We start from the raw sequence: 17595 nt of genomic DNA, 5'->3' as shown, positions 1-17595 counted from the left end.
GCCCGGCCTCCGCTATAGCCCCGCCCAGGCGGGGGGCCGCGCCGAGGCCCGATGCGTCCCGCCACGGACAAACACCTTGAAATTTCACATCTTATTCCTGTCCGCCAGGATTGCGGCCGTTCTCCTGCTGCTGGCGGGCCCCTGTCTGGCCCAGGACGTGCCCGGCGTGAGCCGCCCCATCATCGTGGGCGGCGACCGCGATTATCCCCCCTACGAGTTCCTGGACAAGAACGGCCACCCCGCAGGCTACAACGTGGATCTCTCCCGGGCCATCGCCGAGGTCATGGGCATGCAGGTGGAGTTCCGCCTGGGAGCCTGGAACGAGATGCGCACCGCCCTGGCCGAGGGGCACGTGGACATCCTCGAGGGCATGTCCTACTCCGACGAGCGGGTCCAGCACGAGGTGGACTTCACCCCGCCCCACACCATCGTCAACCACGCCATCTTCACCCGCCAGGGTTCCCCCCCGGTCTCGTCCCTGGAGGACCTGAAGGGGCATATCGTGGCCCTGCACAAGGGCGGCATCATGCACGACACCCTGCGCCGGATGGGCTTCGAGAATGACCTCGCCTTCGCCGACACCCCGGCCGACGCCCTGCGCCTGCTGGCCTCGGGCCGGTGCGACTACGCCGTCACGGCCATGCTGCCGGGCATGTACATCATCCGGGAGAACAAGCTGGACAACCTGGAGGTGGCCTCGGGCACCGTGGCCACCATGCGCTACGGCTTCGCGGTCAAGAAGGGCAACGAGGTGCTGCTGGCCCGCTTCAGCGAGGGACTGGCCATTCTGAACCAGACGGGCAAATACGAGGAAATCCGCCGCAAGTGGCTGGGCGTGCTGGAAAACCGGCCCATCAAGTGGGACCAGGCCCTGAAGGCCCTGTCCATGGTGCTCGCGCCGCTGGTGGCCCTGCTTTTGGGAACGGCCTTCTGGTCGCACGTTTTGCGCAAGAAGGTGGCGGAGCGCACCCTCTCGCTCACCGGGGCGCTGGACCAGCTGCGCAACAACCAGCAGCAGCTGGTGCAGGCCGACAAGATGGCGGCGCTTGGCATCCTGGTGTCCGGCGTGGCCCACGAGATCAACAACCCCAACGGGCTGATCCTCCTCAACCTGCCCATCCTCAAGAAGGCCCAGGCCGACACGACGCGCATCCTGGACGAATACGACGAAAGGCACGGCGGCCTCACCCTGGGGGGCATCCCCTACCGGCGCATGCGCGAGGAGCTGCCCGTGATGCTCGACGAGATGCTGGAAGGGGCCCAGCGCATCAAGCGCATCGTCAACGACCTCAAGGACTTCGCCCGCTTCGAGGAAGGGGCCGGGCGCGAGCCCGTGGATGTGAACGCGGCCGCCGCCAAGGCCGTGCGCCTGGTGGACGCGGCCATCCGCAAGGCCACGCGACGCTTCAAGGCGGACTACGCCCCGGAGCTGCCCAAGGTCCTTGGCAGCTCCCAGCGCATCGAGCAGGTGGTCATCAACCTGGTGCTCAACGCCTGCCAGGCCCTGCCGGACCAGGACCGGGCCGTGGAGATATCCACACAGGCGGACGGCGACGGGGTGCTCGTGGCGGTGCGCGACGAGGGGACAGGCATCGCCCCCGACCACATGCCCCGCCTGACCGACCCCTTCTTCACCACCAAGCGCGAGAGCGGCGGCACGGGCCTGGGGCTCTCCGTGTCTGCGGGCATCGTCAAGGAGCTTGGCGGCACTCTTGAATTTTCCTCGGTCCAGGGACAGGGAACCGTGGTGACCCTGCGCCTGCCCGCAGCCCGTGAGGACCACCGGCAATGAACGACGCCCTCTATCCTTCCTTCAAGATCCTCCTGGTGGACGACGAGCCCGCCTGGCTGCGCTCGCTCACCCTGACCCTGGAATCCTCGGCCGGAATCACCAACACCGTCGCCTGCGGAAGCGGCAGCGAGGCCCTGGATGTGCTCGAGCGCGAAAACGTCGGTCTGGCCCTGCTTGACCTGACCATGCCCGGCCTCCCCGGCGAGGAACTGCTGGCCCGCATCGGCGAGCGCCATCCGGACATCGCCTGCATCATCGTCAGCGGCTTGAACCAGCTCGAAAGCGCCGTGCGCTGCATGAAGCTCGGGGCCTACGACTATTTCGTGAAGACCGACGAGGAAGACCGCATCGTCACCGGCGTGCTGCGCGCCGTGCGCATGCTGGAGCTGCGCGACGAGAACCGCCAGGCATTGAGCCGCCTGGCCTCGGGCGGTCCCCTGGACCCCGGGGCCTTCAGCTCCATCATCACCCGCAGCCGGGCCATGCAGGCCATTTTCGCCTACATCGAGGCCGTGGCCCACAGTCCGCAGCCCCTGCTGGTCACCGGGGAATCCGGCACCGGCAAGGAGAACCTGGTCCGCGCCGCCCACGGCCTGAGCGGGCGCAAGGGGCCGCTGGTGTCGGTGAACGTGGCCGGGCTCGACGACGCGGTCTTCGCTGACACCCTGTTCGGACACGTGCGTGGGGCCTTCACCGGCGCGGACGCGCCCCGCAAGGGCATGGTGGAGGAGGCCTCCGGCGGAACGCTCTTTCTGGACGAGATCGGCGACCTCTCCGTGGCCTCCCAGGTGAAGCTTTTGCGCCTGATCCAGGAGGGAGAGTACTTTCCCCTGGGCAGCGACCAGCCCCGGCGCACCAGCGCCCGCATCGTGGTGGCCACCCACCAGAACCTGGCCGCCAAGGAAGCCGCGGGAGGCTTTCGGCGCGACCTCTACTACCGGCTGCGCACCCACCACGTGCACGTCCCCCCCTTACGCGAGCGCAAGGAGGACATCGAGCCCCTGCTGCACCACTTCCTGGAGGAGGCCGCCCGCGCCCTGGGCAAGCGCATGCCCACCCCGCCGCGCGAACTGGTCCGCCGCCTGTCGGCCTACTCCTTCCCGGGCAACGTGCGCGAGCTGCGGGCCATGGTCTACGACGCCGTGAGCGTCCACCGCGACCGCATGCTCTCCATGGAGACCTTCCACAAGGCCATCGGCCAGGCCGAGGCCCTGGCCCAGCCCGCGCCCGAGGTGAACCCGTTCGCGAGCTTCGAGCGCCTGCCCAGCTTCTCCGAGGCCGCCCAGTTCCTGGTGGACGAGGCCCTTGAGCGATCCGGCGGCAACCAGACCCTGGCCGCGCGCCTGCTGGGCATCTCCCAGCCGGCACTCAGCAAGCGCCTCAAGCTCACCCGCCGCGCTGAGAACGGATGACCTTTCCGGCCGCGCCATCCTCGAGGGAGGACCCCATACCCGCACTTTCCGCATGCTCGTTCCCGCAACGCAAGCGGACCTCCCGCTCGCGCGCAATCCTGCTTTTGGCCGTCTTGCTGGCAGGATTGTGCCCCGGGGGCGTCTCCCGAGCGCTGGCCGCGCTGGTGATGGAGGAGACGGCCCTCCCGGCCAGGTTCGGCCCCGGCCAGGAGCCCACCCCATTGGAAGCGGTGATTGTCAGGCCCGGGGAGCCCGGCCGCCACCCGCTGGTGGTGATCAGCCACGGCTCCCCCAGGGACAAAAAGGACATGCCGGGCATGAACGCGGTCTCGCGGCTGCGCGAGGCCGAGGAGTTCGCCCGCCGGGGCTTCGTGGTGCTGGTGTTCATGCGCCGGGGCTTCGGTGCGTCCGCCGGGGGCTTCGCGGAAACCGTGGGCACGGGGGACAACCCCGACTACGCCGCTTCGGGGCGCACGGCCGCCGAGGACATCCGCGAGGCCATCCGCATCATGAAGGCCATGCCCTACGTGGACCCGGCCAGGATAGTCTGCGTGGGGCAGTCGGCCGGAGGACTGGCCACGCTGGCCCTGGCCGCCGATCCGCCGCAGGGCGTGGTGGCGGCGGTCAATTTCGCCGGGGGCAAGGGCTCCACCGCCCCGGACGTGGTGAAAAAGGAATCGAACCTCGTGGGCGCCTTCGCGCAATACGGCCGGACGGCGCGCATTCCCGTGCTGTTCGTCTACAGCGAGAACGACCATTTCTTCGGCCCCAGGCTTGCCCGGGAGCTCCACGCCGCCTTCAACTCGGCCGGGGGCAGGGCGGAATTCGTCATGGCCCCGGCCTTCGGGGAGGACGGGCACCATCTGTTCTCGCGCAAGGGCATTCCCCAATGGACCCCCATCGTGGACGCGTTCCTGGCCGCCCACGGGCTTAAGCTCCGCGAGAAGCCCCTGCCGGCGGAGCGGACCAGGGTTTCCCCTCCCGGCAAGCTCGCGGAGAGCGGCAGGCAGGCCTTCGAAAACTACCTGGACGCCCCGCCCCACAAGGCCTTCGTCATGGGCTCGCGCGGCGGCTACGGTTGGTCCACGGGCAAGCGGACCGCGCAGGAAGCCCTCGAAAAGGCCACTGAGAACTGCAGAAGCAACGGCAACGACGGCTGCACCCCGGTCATGCTTGACGACAAGCCCAGGTAGCGCTCACCCCTTCAGGCCCGCCAAACCCCCATAACCGTTTTCATGCCCATTCCCCAGGGAATGGGCCGCAACACCTCGATTTCTCAAAATTTCCATGATATCGCCAAGCCAGGCATAGCCCAGGTTATGCCCCTTCGCCGGACGCAAAACGCCCGGAAGAGTCGTTTTCTCTTTTCATTCCAGATTGTTGAGCTGTTCAAGCGTTGTTGGCATATTCCCTGCTGTGGTCGTTCGGGGCGAGGCTCCTGGCGAGCTCCCCGCTCGCCAGCCTCCAATGGGCAGTCCCTTCCGCCTGGGCCCGGAGCGGAAGGCTGAGTGGTGGTCCGGGCCGTCATGCAACGAGGAGACGCTATGAAAGTGAATGTGAAGGCCCTGATCCCCGTGATCGCCGGGCTGGCCGTCTGGGCCATCCCCGCTCCCGCCGGCCTGTCCGGCGGAGCATGGACGTATTTCGCCGTGTTCGTGGCCGTGGTGGCCGCGCTGGTTCTGGAACCCATCGCTCCGGCCTTGGCCGGCCTGATCGGCGTGTCCCTGGCCGCCGTGCTCAACCTCGTCCCCGCCGCCCCGGGAAAGCCCGGCACGGCCGCCGCGTCCATCAGCTGGGCCCTGTCCGGCTTCTCCGACGGCACGGTGTGGCTCATCTTCGCGGCCTTCATGTTCGCCCTGGGCTACGAAAAGACCGGGCTGGGCAAGCGCATCGCGTTGTCGCTCATCAAGCTCATGGGCAGGCGCGCCCTGGGCCTGGGCTACGCCGTGGCCCTGGCCGACCTGGTGCTGGCCCCGTTCATGCCCTCCAACACGGCCCGCAGCGGCGGCACCATCTTCCCCATCATCAAGAACATCCCCCCGCTCTACGGCTCCACCCCGGAGAACAACCCGCGCGGCCTGGGGGCCTACCTGATGTGGACCGCCCTGGCCACCACCTGCGTCACCTCCTCCATGTTCCTCACCGCCCTGGCCCCCAACCTGCTGGCCCAGTCCCTGGTTGAGAAGACCGCCAAGGTGTCGCTCAGCTGGAACGACTGGTTCATGAGCTTCCTGCCCGTGGGCCTGATCCTCTTCGCCGTGACCCCGCTTCTGGCCTACATCCTCTACCCGCCCACCAAGAAGTCCTCCGACGACGCCCCGGCCTGGGCTGGCGCGGAACTTTCCAAGCTGGGCCCCGTCTCCTTTCGCGAGATCGTCATGGGACTCCTCGCTGCCGGAGCCCTGGCCTGCTGGATCTTCCTGGGCAAGGAAATCAACGGCACCACCGTGGCCATCGCGGCCATCTGCCTCATGGCCCTGTTCAAGGTTGTCAGCTGGGACGACATCGTAGGCAACAAGCAGGCCTGGAACGTGCTGGCCTGGTTCGCCACCCTGGTCACCCTGGCCGGCGGCCTGGCCAAGACCGGCTTCCTGGAGTGGTTCGCCAAGTCCATCTCCGGCTCCCTGGCGGGCCTGTCCCCCACGGCGGCCATGCTCGGACTGGTGGTCATTTTCTTCCTGAGCCACTACATGTTCGCCAGCGTCACCGCCCACGTGGCGGCCATGCTGCCGGTGATGCTGGCCGCGGCCATGGCCGTCCCGGGGATCAATATCCCGCTGGTGTCCATGCTGTTGTGCTCCACGCTCGGGATCATGGGCGTGATCACTCCCTACGGCACCGGACCTTCGCCCATCTACTACGGATCGGGCTACATCAAGGGCAAGGACTTCTGGGTGCTGGGCCTGGTGTTCGGCGCGATCTACCTGGGCGTGTTCCTGCTGATCGGCTTCCCCTGGAACCTGGCCCGGGCCTAATCTCCCAAGCTGTTCCTCCTCGCGCCGCCCTCGCCCCGGACCCGTTCCGGGGCGGGGGCGCAATCCTCAAGGAGTCCGCATGAGGATCATCGCCGCCCAGACCGTCATCGACGAGGTCGCGGCCCTGTGCATCGACGCCAACCGCATCCTCCCGCCGGACATCCGCCGGGCCTTCCTGCACCGCCGATCCCAGGAGACCCCCATGGGGCGCGAATCCCTGCGCCAGCTCTCCGACAACGCCGAACTTTCGGCCACCCTGGGGCTGCCCCTGTGCCAGGACTGCGGCGTGGCCGTCTTCCACGTGGAAAAGGGCCAGGACGTGCGCGTGGCGGACATGCCCCTGCGCCAGGCCATCAACGAGGGCATGGTGCGCGGATACCGCGAGGGCTACCTGCGCAAGTCCACCTGCGACCCGTTCAGCAGGGTGAACCGGGGGGACAACTCCCCGGCGGTGATCCATTTCGACGTGGTGCCCGGAGACTGCCTGCGCATCGTCATGACCCCGGAGGGGGCCAGCGCGGACAACGCCTCCAAGGTGGCCATGCTGCGTCCCAGCCTGGGCTTCGAGGGCGTACGCGATTTCGTGGTGGGTTGCGTTTCCGAGGCAGCCCATGGGGTGTGCGCGCCGGTGCTGGTGGGGGTGGGTGCGGGAGGAAGCTTCGAGCTGGCGGCGCTGAACGCCAAGAAGGCCCTGCTGCGCCCGCTGGACGACGTCCACCCGGACCCGGCCCTGGCCCTCTTGGAAGACATGCTCCTGGAATCGGTCAACAAGCTCGGCACCGGCCCCCTGGGCCTGGGCGGACGGACGACATGCCTTGGGGTCAAGGTCCTGTCAGCACCCTGCCATCCTGACGCGATGCCGCTTGCGGTGTACATTCAATGCCACTGCGCCAGGAAGAGGGAGGTGCTGCTGTGATCAGGACCCACGCCCTGACTACGCCCCTGACCGAAGACAACGCGGAGAACCTGCGCGCCGGGGACGTGGTCTACCTGACCGGAACCCTGTACACGGCCCGCGAGGACGCCCACCAACGCATCCTGGACGACCTGGACCGGGGCGTCTCCCCGCCGTTCCCCCTGGAGGGGGCGGTGATCTACTACGTGGGGCCGAGCCCCATGACCCCGGACCGCCCCATCGGCGCGGCCGGTCCCAGCTCCGCCAGCCGCATGGACCCCTTCGCCGCCCGGCTGCACGCGGCGGGCGTGCGGGCCACCATCGGCAAGGGCAGGCGCAGCCCGGAGCTGCGCAGCGACCTGGCCCGGCTTCGCGCCGTCTACCTGGGAGCGACCGGCGGCGCGGGCGCGCTTCTGTCGCTGCGCATCAAGAGCGCGCGCGCCATTGCCTATCCGGAACTCGGCCCCGAGGCCGTGTTCGCCCTCACGGTGGAGGATTTTCCCCTGGTGGTGCTGTGCGACTGCCACGGAGGCGACATCCACGCCACGCCAGACCTCGGAGCGGCCCTTTCCTGACCGCCATCGTGCGATTATCACCGCAAAACCGGTGATTTCCCCCTGCGAACGTGATATGCTTTCGTTGGAAAGCCGCCTCACCCGACGGGGGAAGCATGCTCAGGCGATTCGCCATATCCACCCGGCTTTTCGGCCTGGTGGGCCTCGTGATCCTGTTCTCGGCCTCTGCGCTCATGAGCACCGCCGTCATTTCCATGCGCCTTGAAGATGCCGTGGTGCACCATACCCAGGCGCTCATGCTGGAAAGCGAGAAGAGCAAGATCAAGGCCGCGGTGCACTCCATGGCCCTGACCCTGAGCGAAGCCCTGAAGCTGGTGCCCGAGGACGACCGGCGGCGCGAGTTCATGCGCAATATACTGGGCCCGGTGCGCTTCGAGGAGGACGCATCGGGATATTTCTTCGTATACTCCGGCACCGTCAACGTGGCCCTGCCCGCGCGCCCCGACCTGGAAGGCGCGGACCTGGGGGCCTTCACCGACCGCGAGGGCGTACGCTACGTCTACGAGCTGGCCCGCCAGGCCCAGGCCGGGGGCGGGTTCGTGCGCTACATCTTCCCCAAGCCCTCGGGCGTCGTGGAGCGCAAGCTCTCCTACGCCGAGATGATCCCCGGCACCGACTTCTGGGTGGGAACCGGGGTCTACATCGACAACGTGGACCGGGAGATGGCCCATATCGCCAGCTTCATCAACGAATTCTTCGAAAAGGCCCTGACTGCGTCTGGGGTGCTGACCGTGACCCTGATCGCCGTGCTGTGCGCCCTGTGCCTGATGATCGCCCACAGCGTGGCCGGGCCCATGGAGGAAGCCACCATGGCCGCCGAGCGCATCGCGGCCGGGGACCTGAACGTGAGCCTGAGCGCCCGGGGCAGGGACGAAGCCTCGCGCCTCCAGGCCGCCCTCAACGACATGACCGCCATCCTCAGGCGCAACATCCAGGAGATACACGCCCGCCGGGAGGAGGCCGAGGAAAAGGCCGCCCAGGCCGAGCAGGCGCTCATCGAGGTGCAGAAGGCCGGGCGCGAAGTGGAGGCCCAGGTCACCCTGCGCATCGAGAGCCTGCAGAAGATATCCTCGGCCGTGGCCCACCAGCTGCGCAACCCCACCACCATCATCGGAGGGCTGGCCGGGCTTCTCATGAAGAAGCCGACCCTCAAGGAACACTACCTTGACTATCTGGACGGCATCATCGACGCCGCCCGCCGCATCGAGCACATCACCTCGGCGGTGAAGGAGTACAGCTCCATCCACCTGGGGCTCGCCCGGACGGCCCCGGCCGGGCGGATACTGGAGGACGCCCTGGCGGCCGGGCGGGAGTGCGCCGCCAGCCTGGGCGTCCCTGTGCGCTGGGAGGTCGAGGGTGCGGACGTCCCGGTGTTCGGGGACCAGGACCTCCTGTCCATGGCCCTCAAGGAGGTGGCGATCAACGCCGTGGAGGCGCTTCCCCCGGATGGCGGAAGCGTCCGCCTGGAGGGGCGCGCAGCCGGGGAAGGGAGCGAACTTCTCGTGGCCGACACGGGGAAGGGCATCGCGGATGCGGAGCTCCAGTACCTGCTGGACCCCTTCTACACCACCAAGTCCGTGGGCGTGGGCATGGGCCTGACCAAGGCCAACCGGGCCGTGCAGGAGCACGGCGGTTCGCTCAGCATCCGAAGCGAACCGGGCCGGGGCACCACCGTAAGCTTGGCCCTGCCGGGAGAATGAGCCCATGGTCACGCCCAATGTCGTGTCCATCAGGGCCTGCCTCATCGGGCTCATCGTCCTGAGCACCCTGCCCGCCCTGGGCATCATCTGGCACATAGGGGCGGGCCAGCGTGACGCGGCCCTGGAGAATGCCCGCCAGGGCGCCCTGAACCTGACCGCGGGGTTCGCCTACGTGCAGAAGGACATGACCGCCGCGGTCCAATCCCTCACCGAGACCCTGGCCGAGATGCCCGAAGTCCGGGAGGGCGATATGGCCGCGTGCACAAGCCTGTTCAAGTCGCTCCTGGAAAAGCACCCCGAATACGCCAACATCCTGGCCGTCTCCCCTGCGGGTGACGTGCTGGCGTCGGCCCTGCCCGCGATGCGGGTCAATGTGGCCGACCGGGCGCACATCCGCGAAGCCCTCTCCCACAAGAGTTTTTCGGCCGGGGAGTACATGGTGAGCCGCATGGCCTTCGAGCCGGTGTTCCCCTACGCCTGCCCGGTGCTGGGACCCGACGGCCATGTGCGCCTGGTGCTGGTGGCCACCCTGCGCCTGACATCCTATGCGCGCCTGCTGGCGGAGCTCTCCCTGCCCAAGGGCAGCGTCGTGAGCGTCGTCGACCGTTCGGGCAGACGCCTGTTCCACAGCCCGGACAAGCCGGACACCAACCCCCTGGGCGGGCTGATCCGTCCGGAAGCGTTGTCGCGCATCTCCGGGCCGGACGAACAGGGCACCTTCGAGACCACCAGCTCGGACGGGGTCCGGATGATCTTCGCCTTCAAGCGGCTGCGCCTGGCCCCGGACCAGCCGCCCTACGCCGCCATCATGGTCGGGCTGCCCGAAGCGGCCGTGCTGTCCGCCGCGTACCGCGAGCAGAGCACGTCCCTGGCGCTCATGACCGTGGCCGCCATCCTGGCCATGGCGGCGGCCCTGGGCCTGGGAGAAAGAACCGTGGTCCGGCCGATCACGCGCATCACCGCCGCTGCCGGAAAAATCGCCCGGGGCGACCTGGGAGCCAGGGCAGGTCGGGGCTACGCGCCTCGCGAACTGGCCGGGCTAGCCGGGACGTTCGATTCCATGGCCCAGTCCCTGGAAAAACGCGCCCGGGACCGCGAGACCATCCACAGCGCGCTCCGTGCCAGCCGCAGGCGCTTCAAGGACATCGTCTCCAAGCTCTCCGACTGGATATGGGAGCTCGACGCCCGGGGACGGTTCACCCTGTCATCCGGGCGTGTGGAGGAAATCATCGGCTACCAGCCCTGGGAGATGCGGGGTAGGCACTTTCGGGAGTTCCTGATCCCCGGCGAGCGCGAGCGCATCCAGGCCCTGTTCGAGATGTCCTCCGCCGCCCTGGCCCCCATCAGGGACGTGGAGGCCTGGCATCAGGCCCGCGGCGGCGGGCAGGTCTGCCTGCGCACCAACGCCACGGTGCTCCTGGACGCCGAAGGCCGCTTCGCGGGCTACCGGGGAGTGTGCATGGACGTGACCGCCCAGCGCACCTACGAGGAACAGCTGGTGCGATCGCTCAGGGAAAAGGAGCTGCTGCTCAAGGAGATCCACCACCGGGTCAAGAACAACCTCCAGATCATCTCTAGCCTCTTGAGCCTCGAATCCCGGGATTTCCTGGCCTCGCCCCAGGTGGAGCAAGCTTTCGAGGACATGCGCGGCCGGGTGCGCTCCATCGCGCTCATCCACGAACTGCTCTACACGGCCGAGAATTTCTCGGCCGTGAACATGGCCCAATACCTGTCGAGCCTGTGCGGGACGCTTGCGTCCACCCTGGCCCTGCCCGGTCAGCGTGTGGATTTCTCATGCCAGGGCCCGGCCCTGCTGCTGCCCCTGGACCGGGCCATGCCCCTGGCGCTCCTGGCCAACGAACTGACCACCAACGCGCTCAAGCACGCCTTCGACGGGGGAAGCGGCGAGGTGCGCGTGGCCCTCGAGGGGGCCTACGGACAGGGGCGGCTCCTGGTGGAGGACGACGGGCGGGGGATTTCCCCGGACGTGAAAAAAGGCGAGCGCCATGGGCTCGGCATGGAGCTCATCATGGCGCTCGCGGATCAGCTGGGCGGCGCGGTCGATTTCCCGGAACGCACCCGGGGGACCGCCGTGCTGATTACGTTTCCCCTGCCTACTCCCCCTTGATGGGCTTGCCCTGCAGGGTGTCCTTGCCCAGATACTGCACCATCTCCGGGTCCGAGAGGAGCATGGAGAGCGACTCGGACAGCACGTCGTTGACGAACCGGGCGTTGGCGTTCTCGTCCGGAGTGCTGACCACTTCCTTTTCCTGGGCTACGGGGAAGGATCCTTCCCAGGTGCCGGGACCGTTGACCACGCGGGCGGACACCACGCACTTCACCGCCACCTTGCGGGTCACCGTGGCGGACTGGGCCGAATAGGAGAGCTCGCGGATGGTGATGGTCATGGACAGGGGAGCGCCATCCTTGAAAGGCACGGGCTTGAAGCCCAGTTCCGAAAGGGTGCGCTCGGCGGCCTCTCCCACAGACTTGGTGAGTTCACCCTCCACCTTGATGGGGGCGGTCCTGGCGCCGTCGGTGTCGCGGTAGCCGACGATCTTGTCGCCGCGTCCGTCCACGACCTTCAGGGCCACGGTCTTGCCCTTGCCCACGTTTCCGGTGGGGACCTTCACGTGGGGGGCCAGGCTCACGCTCTGGGGCGGAAGGGGCGAACATCCGGCAAGCCACACGAACGAGACAATCGCCACGAGGGCGGCAATACGGCGTTTCATCCTTGTTGCTCCTGTTTCATCTTGGCGGTCAAGGCCCACATGGCTTCCACCAGTTTTTCCAATCCGTTCCCGAACTTGGCGGAGATGAAGCGTATGTCCAGACCGCGTTCCCGGGCAGCGGCCTTGAGTTCGGCCAGGCGCTCGGGGCTTAGGGTGTCCACCTTGTTCACGGCGCGCAGCTGCGGCCGCTTGGCCAGTTCAGGATCGTAGCGGACCAACTCCTCGTCCACCAGGGAGAACCCGGCGAAGGGGTCGTCCCCCTCGGTCTCCTCGGCGGCGAGGAGGTGCACCAGCACCCGCGTGCGCGAGACGTGCTTAAGAAAATCGTGGCCCAGGCCCTGGCCCTCGTGCGCCCCCTCGATGAGCCCGGGGATGTCCGCCGCCACCAGTTGCACGCCGTCCTCGCCCTGGATCACCCCCAGGTTGGGGGCCAGGGTGGTGAAGGGATAGGGCGCGATCTTGGGGCGAGCGGCCGACACGGCGGAGATGAGCGTGGACTTGCCCGCGTTGGGAAGCCCGATGATGCCCACCTCGGCCAGCAGCCGGAGTTCCATGCGCAGGCGCTTCTCCTCTCCGGGCTCGCCGGGCTGGGCGAAGCGCGGGGCGCGGTTGGTGGAGGTCTTGAAGTGCATGTTGCCCTTGCCGCCGCGCCCGCCGTGGACGGCGACCCACTCCTCGCCTATCTGGGTGAGGTCGGCGGCCAGGCGCTCGGTCCCGGCCTCCTCGTCCAGCTCGTAGATGAGGGTGCCCTGGGGCACCTCCACCACCAGGTCGTCGGCGTTCTTGCCGTTGCACTGCCAGCCCAGGCCCATCTGGCCGTTCTTGGCCTCGTAGCGGCGCTTGAGCCGCAGGTCGTAGAGCGTGAGCAGGCTCGGGGAGACGCGGAAGATCACGTCTCCGCCCTTGCCGCCGTCGCCGCCGTTGGGGCCGCCGAAGGGGATGTACTTCTCGCGCCTGAAGGCAATGCACCCCCGGCCGCCCTTGCCGGACACGACCGTTATGACTGCTTCGTCGATGAATCGCATAGATGATAGTCCTTACTTGGATAGCGGGCCGCGATACGGCCCCCGGGCCGCCACGTCAAGGCTTTGGTCCGCCGCCGGGTGGTTTTTTTCCCAACACCACCAGCGCGATGAAGAGCGCAATGAGCGCCAGGCCCATGAACAGGGCGTCCAGGTCCATGAACCCCCTCCTAGTACCGGGCGCACGCCAAGTCAAACCGTCCGGTGTGGCGCGCCGGGGCGCTTCGTGTTAGACGGGGACCATGCGCACCACCATCATCCTCTGCGTGTCCATTGCTGCCCTGGCCGTGTTCGGGGCCTGGCTGCACGCCCAGCCTTCCAAGGCCTATCAAGCCGTGCAACTCTCCATGGACCGCGATGACCCGGCCCTGCTGGCCCCCTGGCTGGACCTCGAGGCCATCCGCTCCAACATCAAGAGCCGCGAGGCGGCCCGCCTGCAGGGCGGAATGCCCCCGGCCGGGCAAGGCGGACCGGGCGGGCTCCTGGGCCTTCTGGGCCAGGTTTTGGCCGACAGCGTCATCGGCGCGCTGGTGCAGGGCGTGACCACCCCGGAGGGCGTGCTGGCCATGCTGCGCGGCGCCGCCGCAGCCGCCCCGGACGTTCCCGGAAAAACCCCGTCCACGCCCTCCGAGCGGCTCTTCGGCCGAGCCAGCACGGAACTCGTCGGGTTCGACCGCTACGTGGTCAGCGCGCAACTCAAGGGCAACGCCGTGCTCAAGCTGGTCTTCGCCCGCCAGGGCACCCAATGGAAGCTCTCGGACATAGACGTCTCGAAAGCCGCCGGAGATACGTTGTAACCGAACCCGATGCCCGGCCCGTCTTCCTGTTCGGACCGGGCGGGCCCGGGCAGCCATGTTCCCGCGCCGCCGCAACGAAACCCAAACCCGAAAGGGGATTCCAAAAAGGCTCGTCCCTAAGGCCTGCGGAGGCTTGCCCCGGTCCGGTCCCCTTCCCAACCTCGCCCCCAGGAGCCGTTTCCCCTCATGAAAGATCGTCTGGCCTTCATCAAGGATATCTGGCGCATCGCCCGCCCCTACTGGTTCTCCGAGGACCGCTGGGCCGGGCGCGGACTGCTGGCGGTCATCGTGTCCATGAGCCTGACCCTGGTGTACATCACGGTGCTGCTCAACAAGTGGAACAACGACTTCTACGACACCCTCCAGAACCACGACCTGGACGGATTTTACCAGCAGCTGCTCAAGTTCACCGTGCTGGCCGCGGCCTACATCGTGGTGGCCGTGTACCAGCTCTACTTGAACCAGATGCTCCAGATACGCTGGCGGCGCTGGCTCACCGACTCCTTCCTGGACCGGTGGCTTGACGACAAGGTCTACTACGCAGTGCAGATGCGCGGCGCGGCCACCGACAACCCCGACCAGCGCATCGCCGACGACATCCACAGCTTCGTCACCCAGACCCTGGCCCTGACGCTCGGCCTGTTGGAATCCGTGGTCACGCTGGTGTCCTTCATCGGCATCCTCTGGGGCCTTTCGGGGTCGCTTGCCCTGACCGTCTCGGGGCGCGCCTTCGACATCCCCGGCTACATGGTCTGGGTGGCCCTGGTCTACGCCGTGGCGGGCACCTGGCTCACCAAGCTGGTGGGCCGCCCGCTCATCCGGCTCAATTTCGACCAGCAGCGCTACGAGGCCGACTTCCGCTTCAGCCTGGTGCGCCTGCGCGAAAACGTGGAAGGCGTGGCCCTGTACCGGGGCGAGAAGGACGAATCGGCCATCTTCCGAGAGCGTTTCGGCCACGTGGTGCGCAACTGGTGGTCCATCATGAAGCGGCGCAAGATGCTCAGCTGGCTGACCAACGGCTACGGCCAGGTGGCGGTGATCTTCCCCTTCATGGCCGCCGCGCCGCGCTACTTCTCCGGGGCCATCCAGCTGGGCGGACTCATGCAGACTGCCTCGGCCTTCAACCGGGTGCAGGGGGCCCTCAGCTGGTTCGTGGACGCCTATACCGAACTGGCATCCTGGAAGGCCACCGTGGACCGCCTGACTTCCTTCGGCCAGGCCATGGACCAGGCCCGGGCCGACCGGACCAACCCCACGGCCCTGCGCCCGGCCACGGGAACCGCCGGGGAGCTGCGCCTGGCCTCCCTGGACCTGGACCTGCCCGGCGGCGAGCCCCTGCTGCGCGCCATCGACCTCACGGTGAAGCCCGGCCAGTCCGTGCTGGTCAGCGGCCCCAGCGGCAGCGGCAAGAGCACGCTCATGCGGGCCATGGCCGGGCTGTGGCCCTTCGGGCGCGGCGTCATCGAGATGCCCGCCACGGGCGCGGTGGCTTTCCTGCCCCAGAAGCCCTACCTGCCCATCGGGTCGCTTCGCGCCGTTGCCAGCTACCCCACTGCCAGCGGGGGCATCAGCGATGCGGCCATCACCGAGGCCCTCACTGCCTGCGGCCTGGCCCACCTGGCCTCCCGCCTGGACGACGAGACCTACTGGCCCCAGGAGCTCTCCCCCGGCGAGCAGCAACGACTTGCCTTCGCAAGGCTCCTGCTCCAGGCCCCGGACTGGATCTTCCTTGATGAGGCCACCTCGGCCATGGACGAGGCCGGGGAACGCGCCCTGTATTCCCTGCTACGTGAACGCCTGCCCCGCGCGGCAGTGGTCAGCGTAGGCCACCGCAGAACCCTGGAGTCCTTCCACGCCTCGCGCCTGGCCATCGGCGCGGGACGCCCGGGAACGGCCGTGCTTGCGCCCATTGCGGCCTGAACCCGGGTCCGGTAAGCGGCGGCGAGGCTTGCGCGCGGCGCAGGCCGCGAACGTCCAGGCGCCCGGAAAGACAGGAGCGACACCAAGGAGAGAACCATGTTCAAGAAGGTCGTTTTCATACACGGCAGCCCCCGCAAGAAGGGCAACACCCTGGCCCTGGCCCGGGAGGCTATGGCCGCGCTCGCGGAAATGGGCATCGCGTCGGACGTGATCGACGCGGCCCGGCTCGATTTCAAGCATCCCGGCTGCATCGCCTGCTACAAATGCCAGGGCAGCGAGCAGTACGGCTGCCACGTGGACGACGGGCTGGCCCGGGCCGTGGCCACCCTGCCGGAATACGACGCCGTGGTGCTGGCCACGCCGGTCTACTGGTTCAGCTACCCGTCCCAGGCCAAGATGGTCATCGACCGCATGTTCAGCCTGATCAAGTTCGGGGAGAACCACGAAATTCTCTCGCCCCTGGCGGGCAAGCCCCTGGCCCTGCTGGCCACCGGCGGCGGAGTGGTGGAAGAGAACCTGGAGGTGCTCGAACAGCAGTGGTCCATCCCGGCCAAGCGCATCGGCGTGCCGTTCCTCTCCTGCCTGTTCCCGCTGTGCCACTATCCCCCCGGGGAGGCCGCCCAGGACCCGGCCCTGGCTGCCAAGGCCCGCGAATTCGGCAAGGCTCTGGGGGCCATGATCGCCTGATCCCCCCGTTTTCGACCGTCATCCAAGCAAGGACCCCGCGCCGTGGCGCGGGGTCCTTTTTTTTCGCGACGCAGGAAAATTCGCTCCGGAATTCAGGACGCTTGACTTCCTGCACCTGCTTGACCATTACAATGGAACATAATGCCCTCCGGACCCGATGGAACGCCCGCTGTCCGGGCGCACTCCGAAGGACCGGAAACCATGGAGGAGCACATGATCCCACGCTCGATCATCCGCGCGGCGCGCGCGTCCGCCGCCGTGGCCCTGCTGGCCGTCCTGGCCGTTGTCACGTCCGTTCCCCCGGCCCAGGCTCAGCAACCCCAAGCCAAAGCCAAGATGGAAAAGGCCAGCCCGGCCGACGCCAGCAAGCCGGAGCAGGTAGAAAAGCGCATCGCCGACCTGCGCGAGCAGCTGCGCATCACACCCGCCCAGGAACCGGCCTGGAACGACCTGGCCAAGGTGATGCGCGACAACGCGTCGAGGATGAAGACGCTCCTGGACAAGTGGTCCACCCAAAAGGACGCGATGACCGCCGTGGAGAACCTGAAGATCCACCTCGAAATGGCCGATGAGCACGCCCAGGCCTTGCGCCAGCTCATCCCGGCCTTCGAGAAGCTCTACGCGTCCATGACGGACGACCAGAAGAAGACCGCCGACGACGTGTTCGCGAACCGCATGAACCGGGGCAAGAAGAAGGCCAGGTAGGCCGTAGCGCCGGATGGGCCCTCCGTCCCGTCACCAAAGAACCGCCGCTCCAAGGAGGGGCATCATGACCAGCTTGCGGACTTTCCAGACAACAGCATCGGCGATCGCTCTCGCCGTGGCGCTGATATTCGCGGGGGCCCTTCCCGCGCTTGCCCAAGGCAGACATCTCGGCTGGTATAAAGGAGGGCACGGCTATCCGTATTATGCCGTACCCCCGCCGGGATACTATTACCCCAGGCCCAGGTACTACCGTCCCCCGCCACCGCCGGGGTACTACTACGCGCCGCCCCCGGGGTTCTACTATCCGCCTCCGCCGCCGGTGGTGCTTGTGCCGCCGCCACCGCCGCCGGGGTTCAACATCATCATTCCCCTGCCCATCCCCT

Annotated in this window: 14 protein-coding genes; 12 read left to right on the top strand and 2 right to left on the bottom strand. The window is 67.8% G+C overall.

The window, feature by feature from the left end:
• The first annotated feature begins 76 nt into the window (after positions 1-76).
• From ML540_RS08765 to ML540_RS08730, 8 genes are all read left to right on the top strand, one after another.
• Positions 77-1792 carry a transporter substrate-binding domain-containing protein gene (locus ML540_RS08765; RefSeq protein ID WP_243360063.1) on the top strand — a complete coding sequence of 572 codons (1716 nt, stop codon included), beginning with the start codon at positions 77-79 and terminating at the stop codon, positions 1790-1792.
• Complete coding sequence (locus ML540_RS08760; RefSeq protein WP_243360061.1) at positions 1789-3204, top strand: sigma-54-dependent transcriptional regulator; 1416 nt, start codon at positions 1789-1791, stop codon at positions 3202-3204. Before ML540_RS08765 ends, ML540_RS08760 begins: the two co-directional genes overlap by 4 nt.
• A 113-nt stretch (positions 3205-3317) precedes the next feature.
• Positions 3318-4397: a dienelactone hydrolase family protein gene (locus ML540_RS08755; RefSeq protein ID WP_243360059.1), complete on the top strand. Its 1080-nt coding sequence runs from the start codon at positions 3318-3320 to the stop codon at positions 4395-4397.
• 351 nt (positions 4398-4748) lie between these two features.
• Positions 4749-6179, top strand: a complete 1431-nt coding sequence (locus ML540_RS08750) for an anion permease (RefSeq protein ID WP_243360058.1) — start codon at positions 4749-4751, stop codon at positions 6177-6179.
• A gap of 79 nt (positions 6180-6258) precedes the next feature.
• A complete protein-coding gene (locus ML540_RS08745; RefSeq protein ID WP_243360057.1) occupies positions 6259-7095 on the top strand; it encodes a fumarate hydratase in 837 nt (278 codons plus the stop codon).
• Positions 7095-7649 (top strand): FumA C-terminus/TtdB family hydratase beta subunit, encoded by a 555-nt coding sequence (locus ML540_RS08740; protein ID WP_243360851.1) that lies wholly within the window; start codon positions 7095-7097, stop codon positions 7647-7649. Before ML540_RS08745 ends, ML540_RS08740 begins: the two co-directional genes overlap by 1 nt.
• 95 nt (positions 7650-7744) lie before the next feature.
• The gene (locus ML540_RS08735) at positions 7745-9349 is read left to right on the top strand and encodes a cache domain-containing protein (protein ID WP_243360056.1); all 1605 of its coding nucleotides are present in this window, start codon (positions 7745-7747) and stop codon (positions 9347-9349) included.
• 4 nt (positions 9350-9353) lie between these two features.
• A complete protein-coding gene (locus tag ML540_RS08730) occupies positions 9354-11477 on the top strand; it encodes a sensor histidine kinase (RefSeq protein ID WP_243360055.1) in 2124 nt (707 codons plus the stop codon).
• On the opposite strand, the gene ML540_RS08725 is transcribed toward ML540_RS08730, so the two are convergent.
• Together ML540_RS08725 and obgE are read right to left on the bottom strand one after the other, a co-directional pair.
• Complete coding sequence (locus ML540_RS08725) at positions 11464-12081, bottom strand: YajG family lipoprotein (RefSeq protein WP_243360054.1); 618 nt, start codon at positions 12079-12081, stop codon at positions 11464-11466. The genes ML540_RS08730 and ML540_RS08725 overlap by 14 nt on opposite strands.
• Entirely contained in the window at positions 12078-13106 is a 1029-nt protein-coding gene (gene obgE / locus ML540_RS08720; protein WP_243360053.1) for a GTPase ObgE, read from the bottom strand. Before obgE ends, ML540_RS08725 begins: the two co-directional genes overlap by 4 nt.
• Before the next feature lie 239 nt (positions 13107-13345).
• Between obgE and ML540_RS08715 the strand changes: the two genes are divergently transcribed.
• The 4 genes from ML540_RS08715 (at position 13346) to ML540_RS08700 (ending at position 17212) form a co-directional block, all read left to right on the top strand.
• Positions 13346-13900 (top strand): DUF2939 domain-containing protein, encoded by a 555-nt coding sequence (locus tag ML540_RS08715; RefSeq protein ID WP_243360052.1) that lies wholly within the window; start codon positions 13346-13348, stop codon positions 13898-13900.
• Between the two features lie 186 nt (positions 13901-14086).
• Positions 14087-15820 (top strand): ABC transporter ATP-binding protein/permease, encoded by a 1734-nt coding sequence (locus ML540_RS08710; RefSeq protein WP_243360049.1) that lies wholly within the window; start codon positions 14087-14089, stop codon positions 15818-15820.
• 96 nt (positions 15821-15916) lie between these two features.
• Complete coding sequence (locus ML540_RS08705) at positions 15917-16507, top strand: flavodoxin family protein (protein WP_243360048.1); 591 nt, start codon at positions 15917-15919, stop codon at positions 16505-16507.
• Between the two features lie 213 nt (positions 16508-16720).
• A complete protein-coding gene (locus tag ML540_RS08700; protein WP_243360047.1) occupies positions 16721-17212 on the top strand; it encodes a Spy/CpxP family protein refolding chaperone in 492 nt (163 codons plus the stop codon).
• Positions 17213-17595: the final 383 nt, after the last annotated feature.

Source organism: Fundidesulfovibrio terrae, from assembly GCF_022808915.1.
Classification (GTDB): domain Bacteria; phylum Desulfobacterota; class Desulfovibrionia; order Desulfovibrionales; family Desulfovibrionaceae; genus Fundidesulfovibrio; species Fundidesulfovibrio terrae.
Note: the sequence above shows the minus strand (reverse complement) of the source record. Positions and strands in the feature narration are given on the sequence as shown.

Coding starts and splice junctions, on each gene's coding strand:
- ML540_RS08760 (WP_243360061.1), top strand. CDS start 1,789: ATGAACGACGCCCTCTATCCTTCCTTCAAGATCCTCCTGGTGGACGAC.
- ML540_RS08750 (WP_243360058.1), top strand. CDS start 4,749: ATGAAAGTGAATGTGAAGGCCCTGATCCCCGTGATCGCCGGGCTGGCC.
- ML540_RS08745 (WP_243360057.1), top strand. CDS start 6,259: ATGAGGATCATCGCCGCCCAGACCGTCATCGACGAGGTCGCGGCCCTG.
- ML540_RS08735 (WP_243360056.1), top strand. CDS start 7,745: ATGCTCAGGCGATTCGCCATATCCACCCGGCTTTTCGGCCTGGTGGGC.
- ML540_RS08730 (WP_243360055.1), top strand. CDS start 9,354: ATGGTCACGCCCAATGTCGTGTCCATCAGGGCCTGCCTCATCGGGCTC.
- ML540_RS08725 (WP_243360054.1), bottom strand. CDS start 12,081: ATGAAACGCCGTATTGCCGCCCTCGTGGCGATTGTCTCGTTCGTGTGG.
- obgE (WP_243360053.1), bottom strand. CDS start 13,106: ATGCGATTCATCGACGAAGCAGTCATAACGGTCGTGTCCGGCAAGGGC.
- ML540_RS08715 (WP_243360052.1), top strand. CDS start 13,346: ATGCGCACCACCATCATCCTCTGCGTGTCCATTGCTGCCCTGGCCGTG.
- ML540_RS08710 (WP_243360049.1), top strand. CDS start 14,087: ATGAAAGATCGTCTGGCCTTCATCAAGGATATCTGGCGCATCGCCCGC.
- ML540_RS08705 (WP_243360048.1), top strand. CDS start 15,917: ATGTTCAAGAAGGTCGTTTTCATACACGGCAGCCCCCGCAAGAAGGGC.
- ML540_RS08700 (WP_243360047.1), top strand. CDS start 16,721: ATGATCCCACGCTCGATCATCCGCGCGGCGCGCGCGTCCGCCGCCGTG.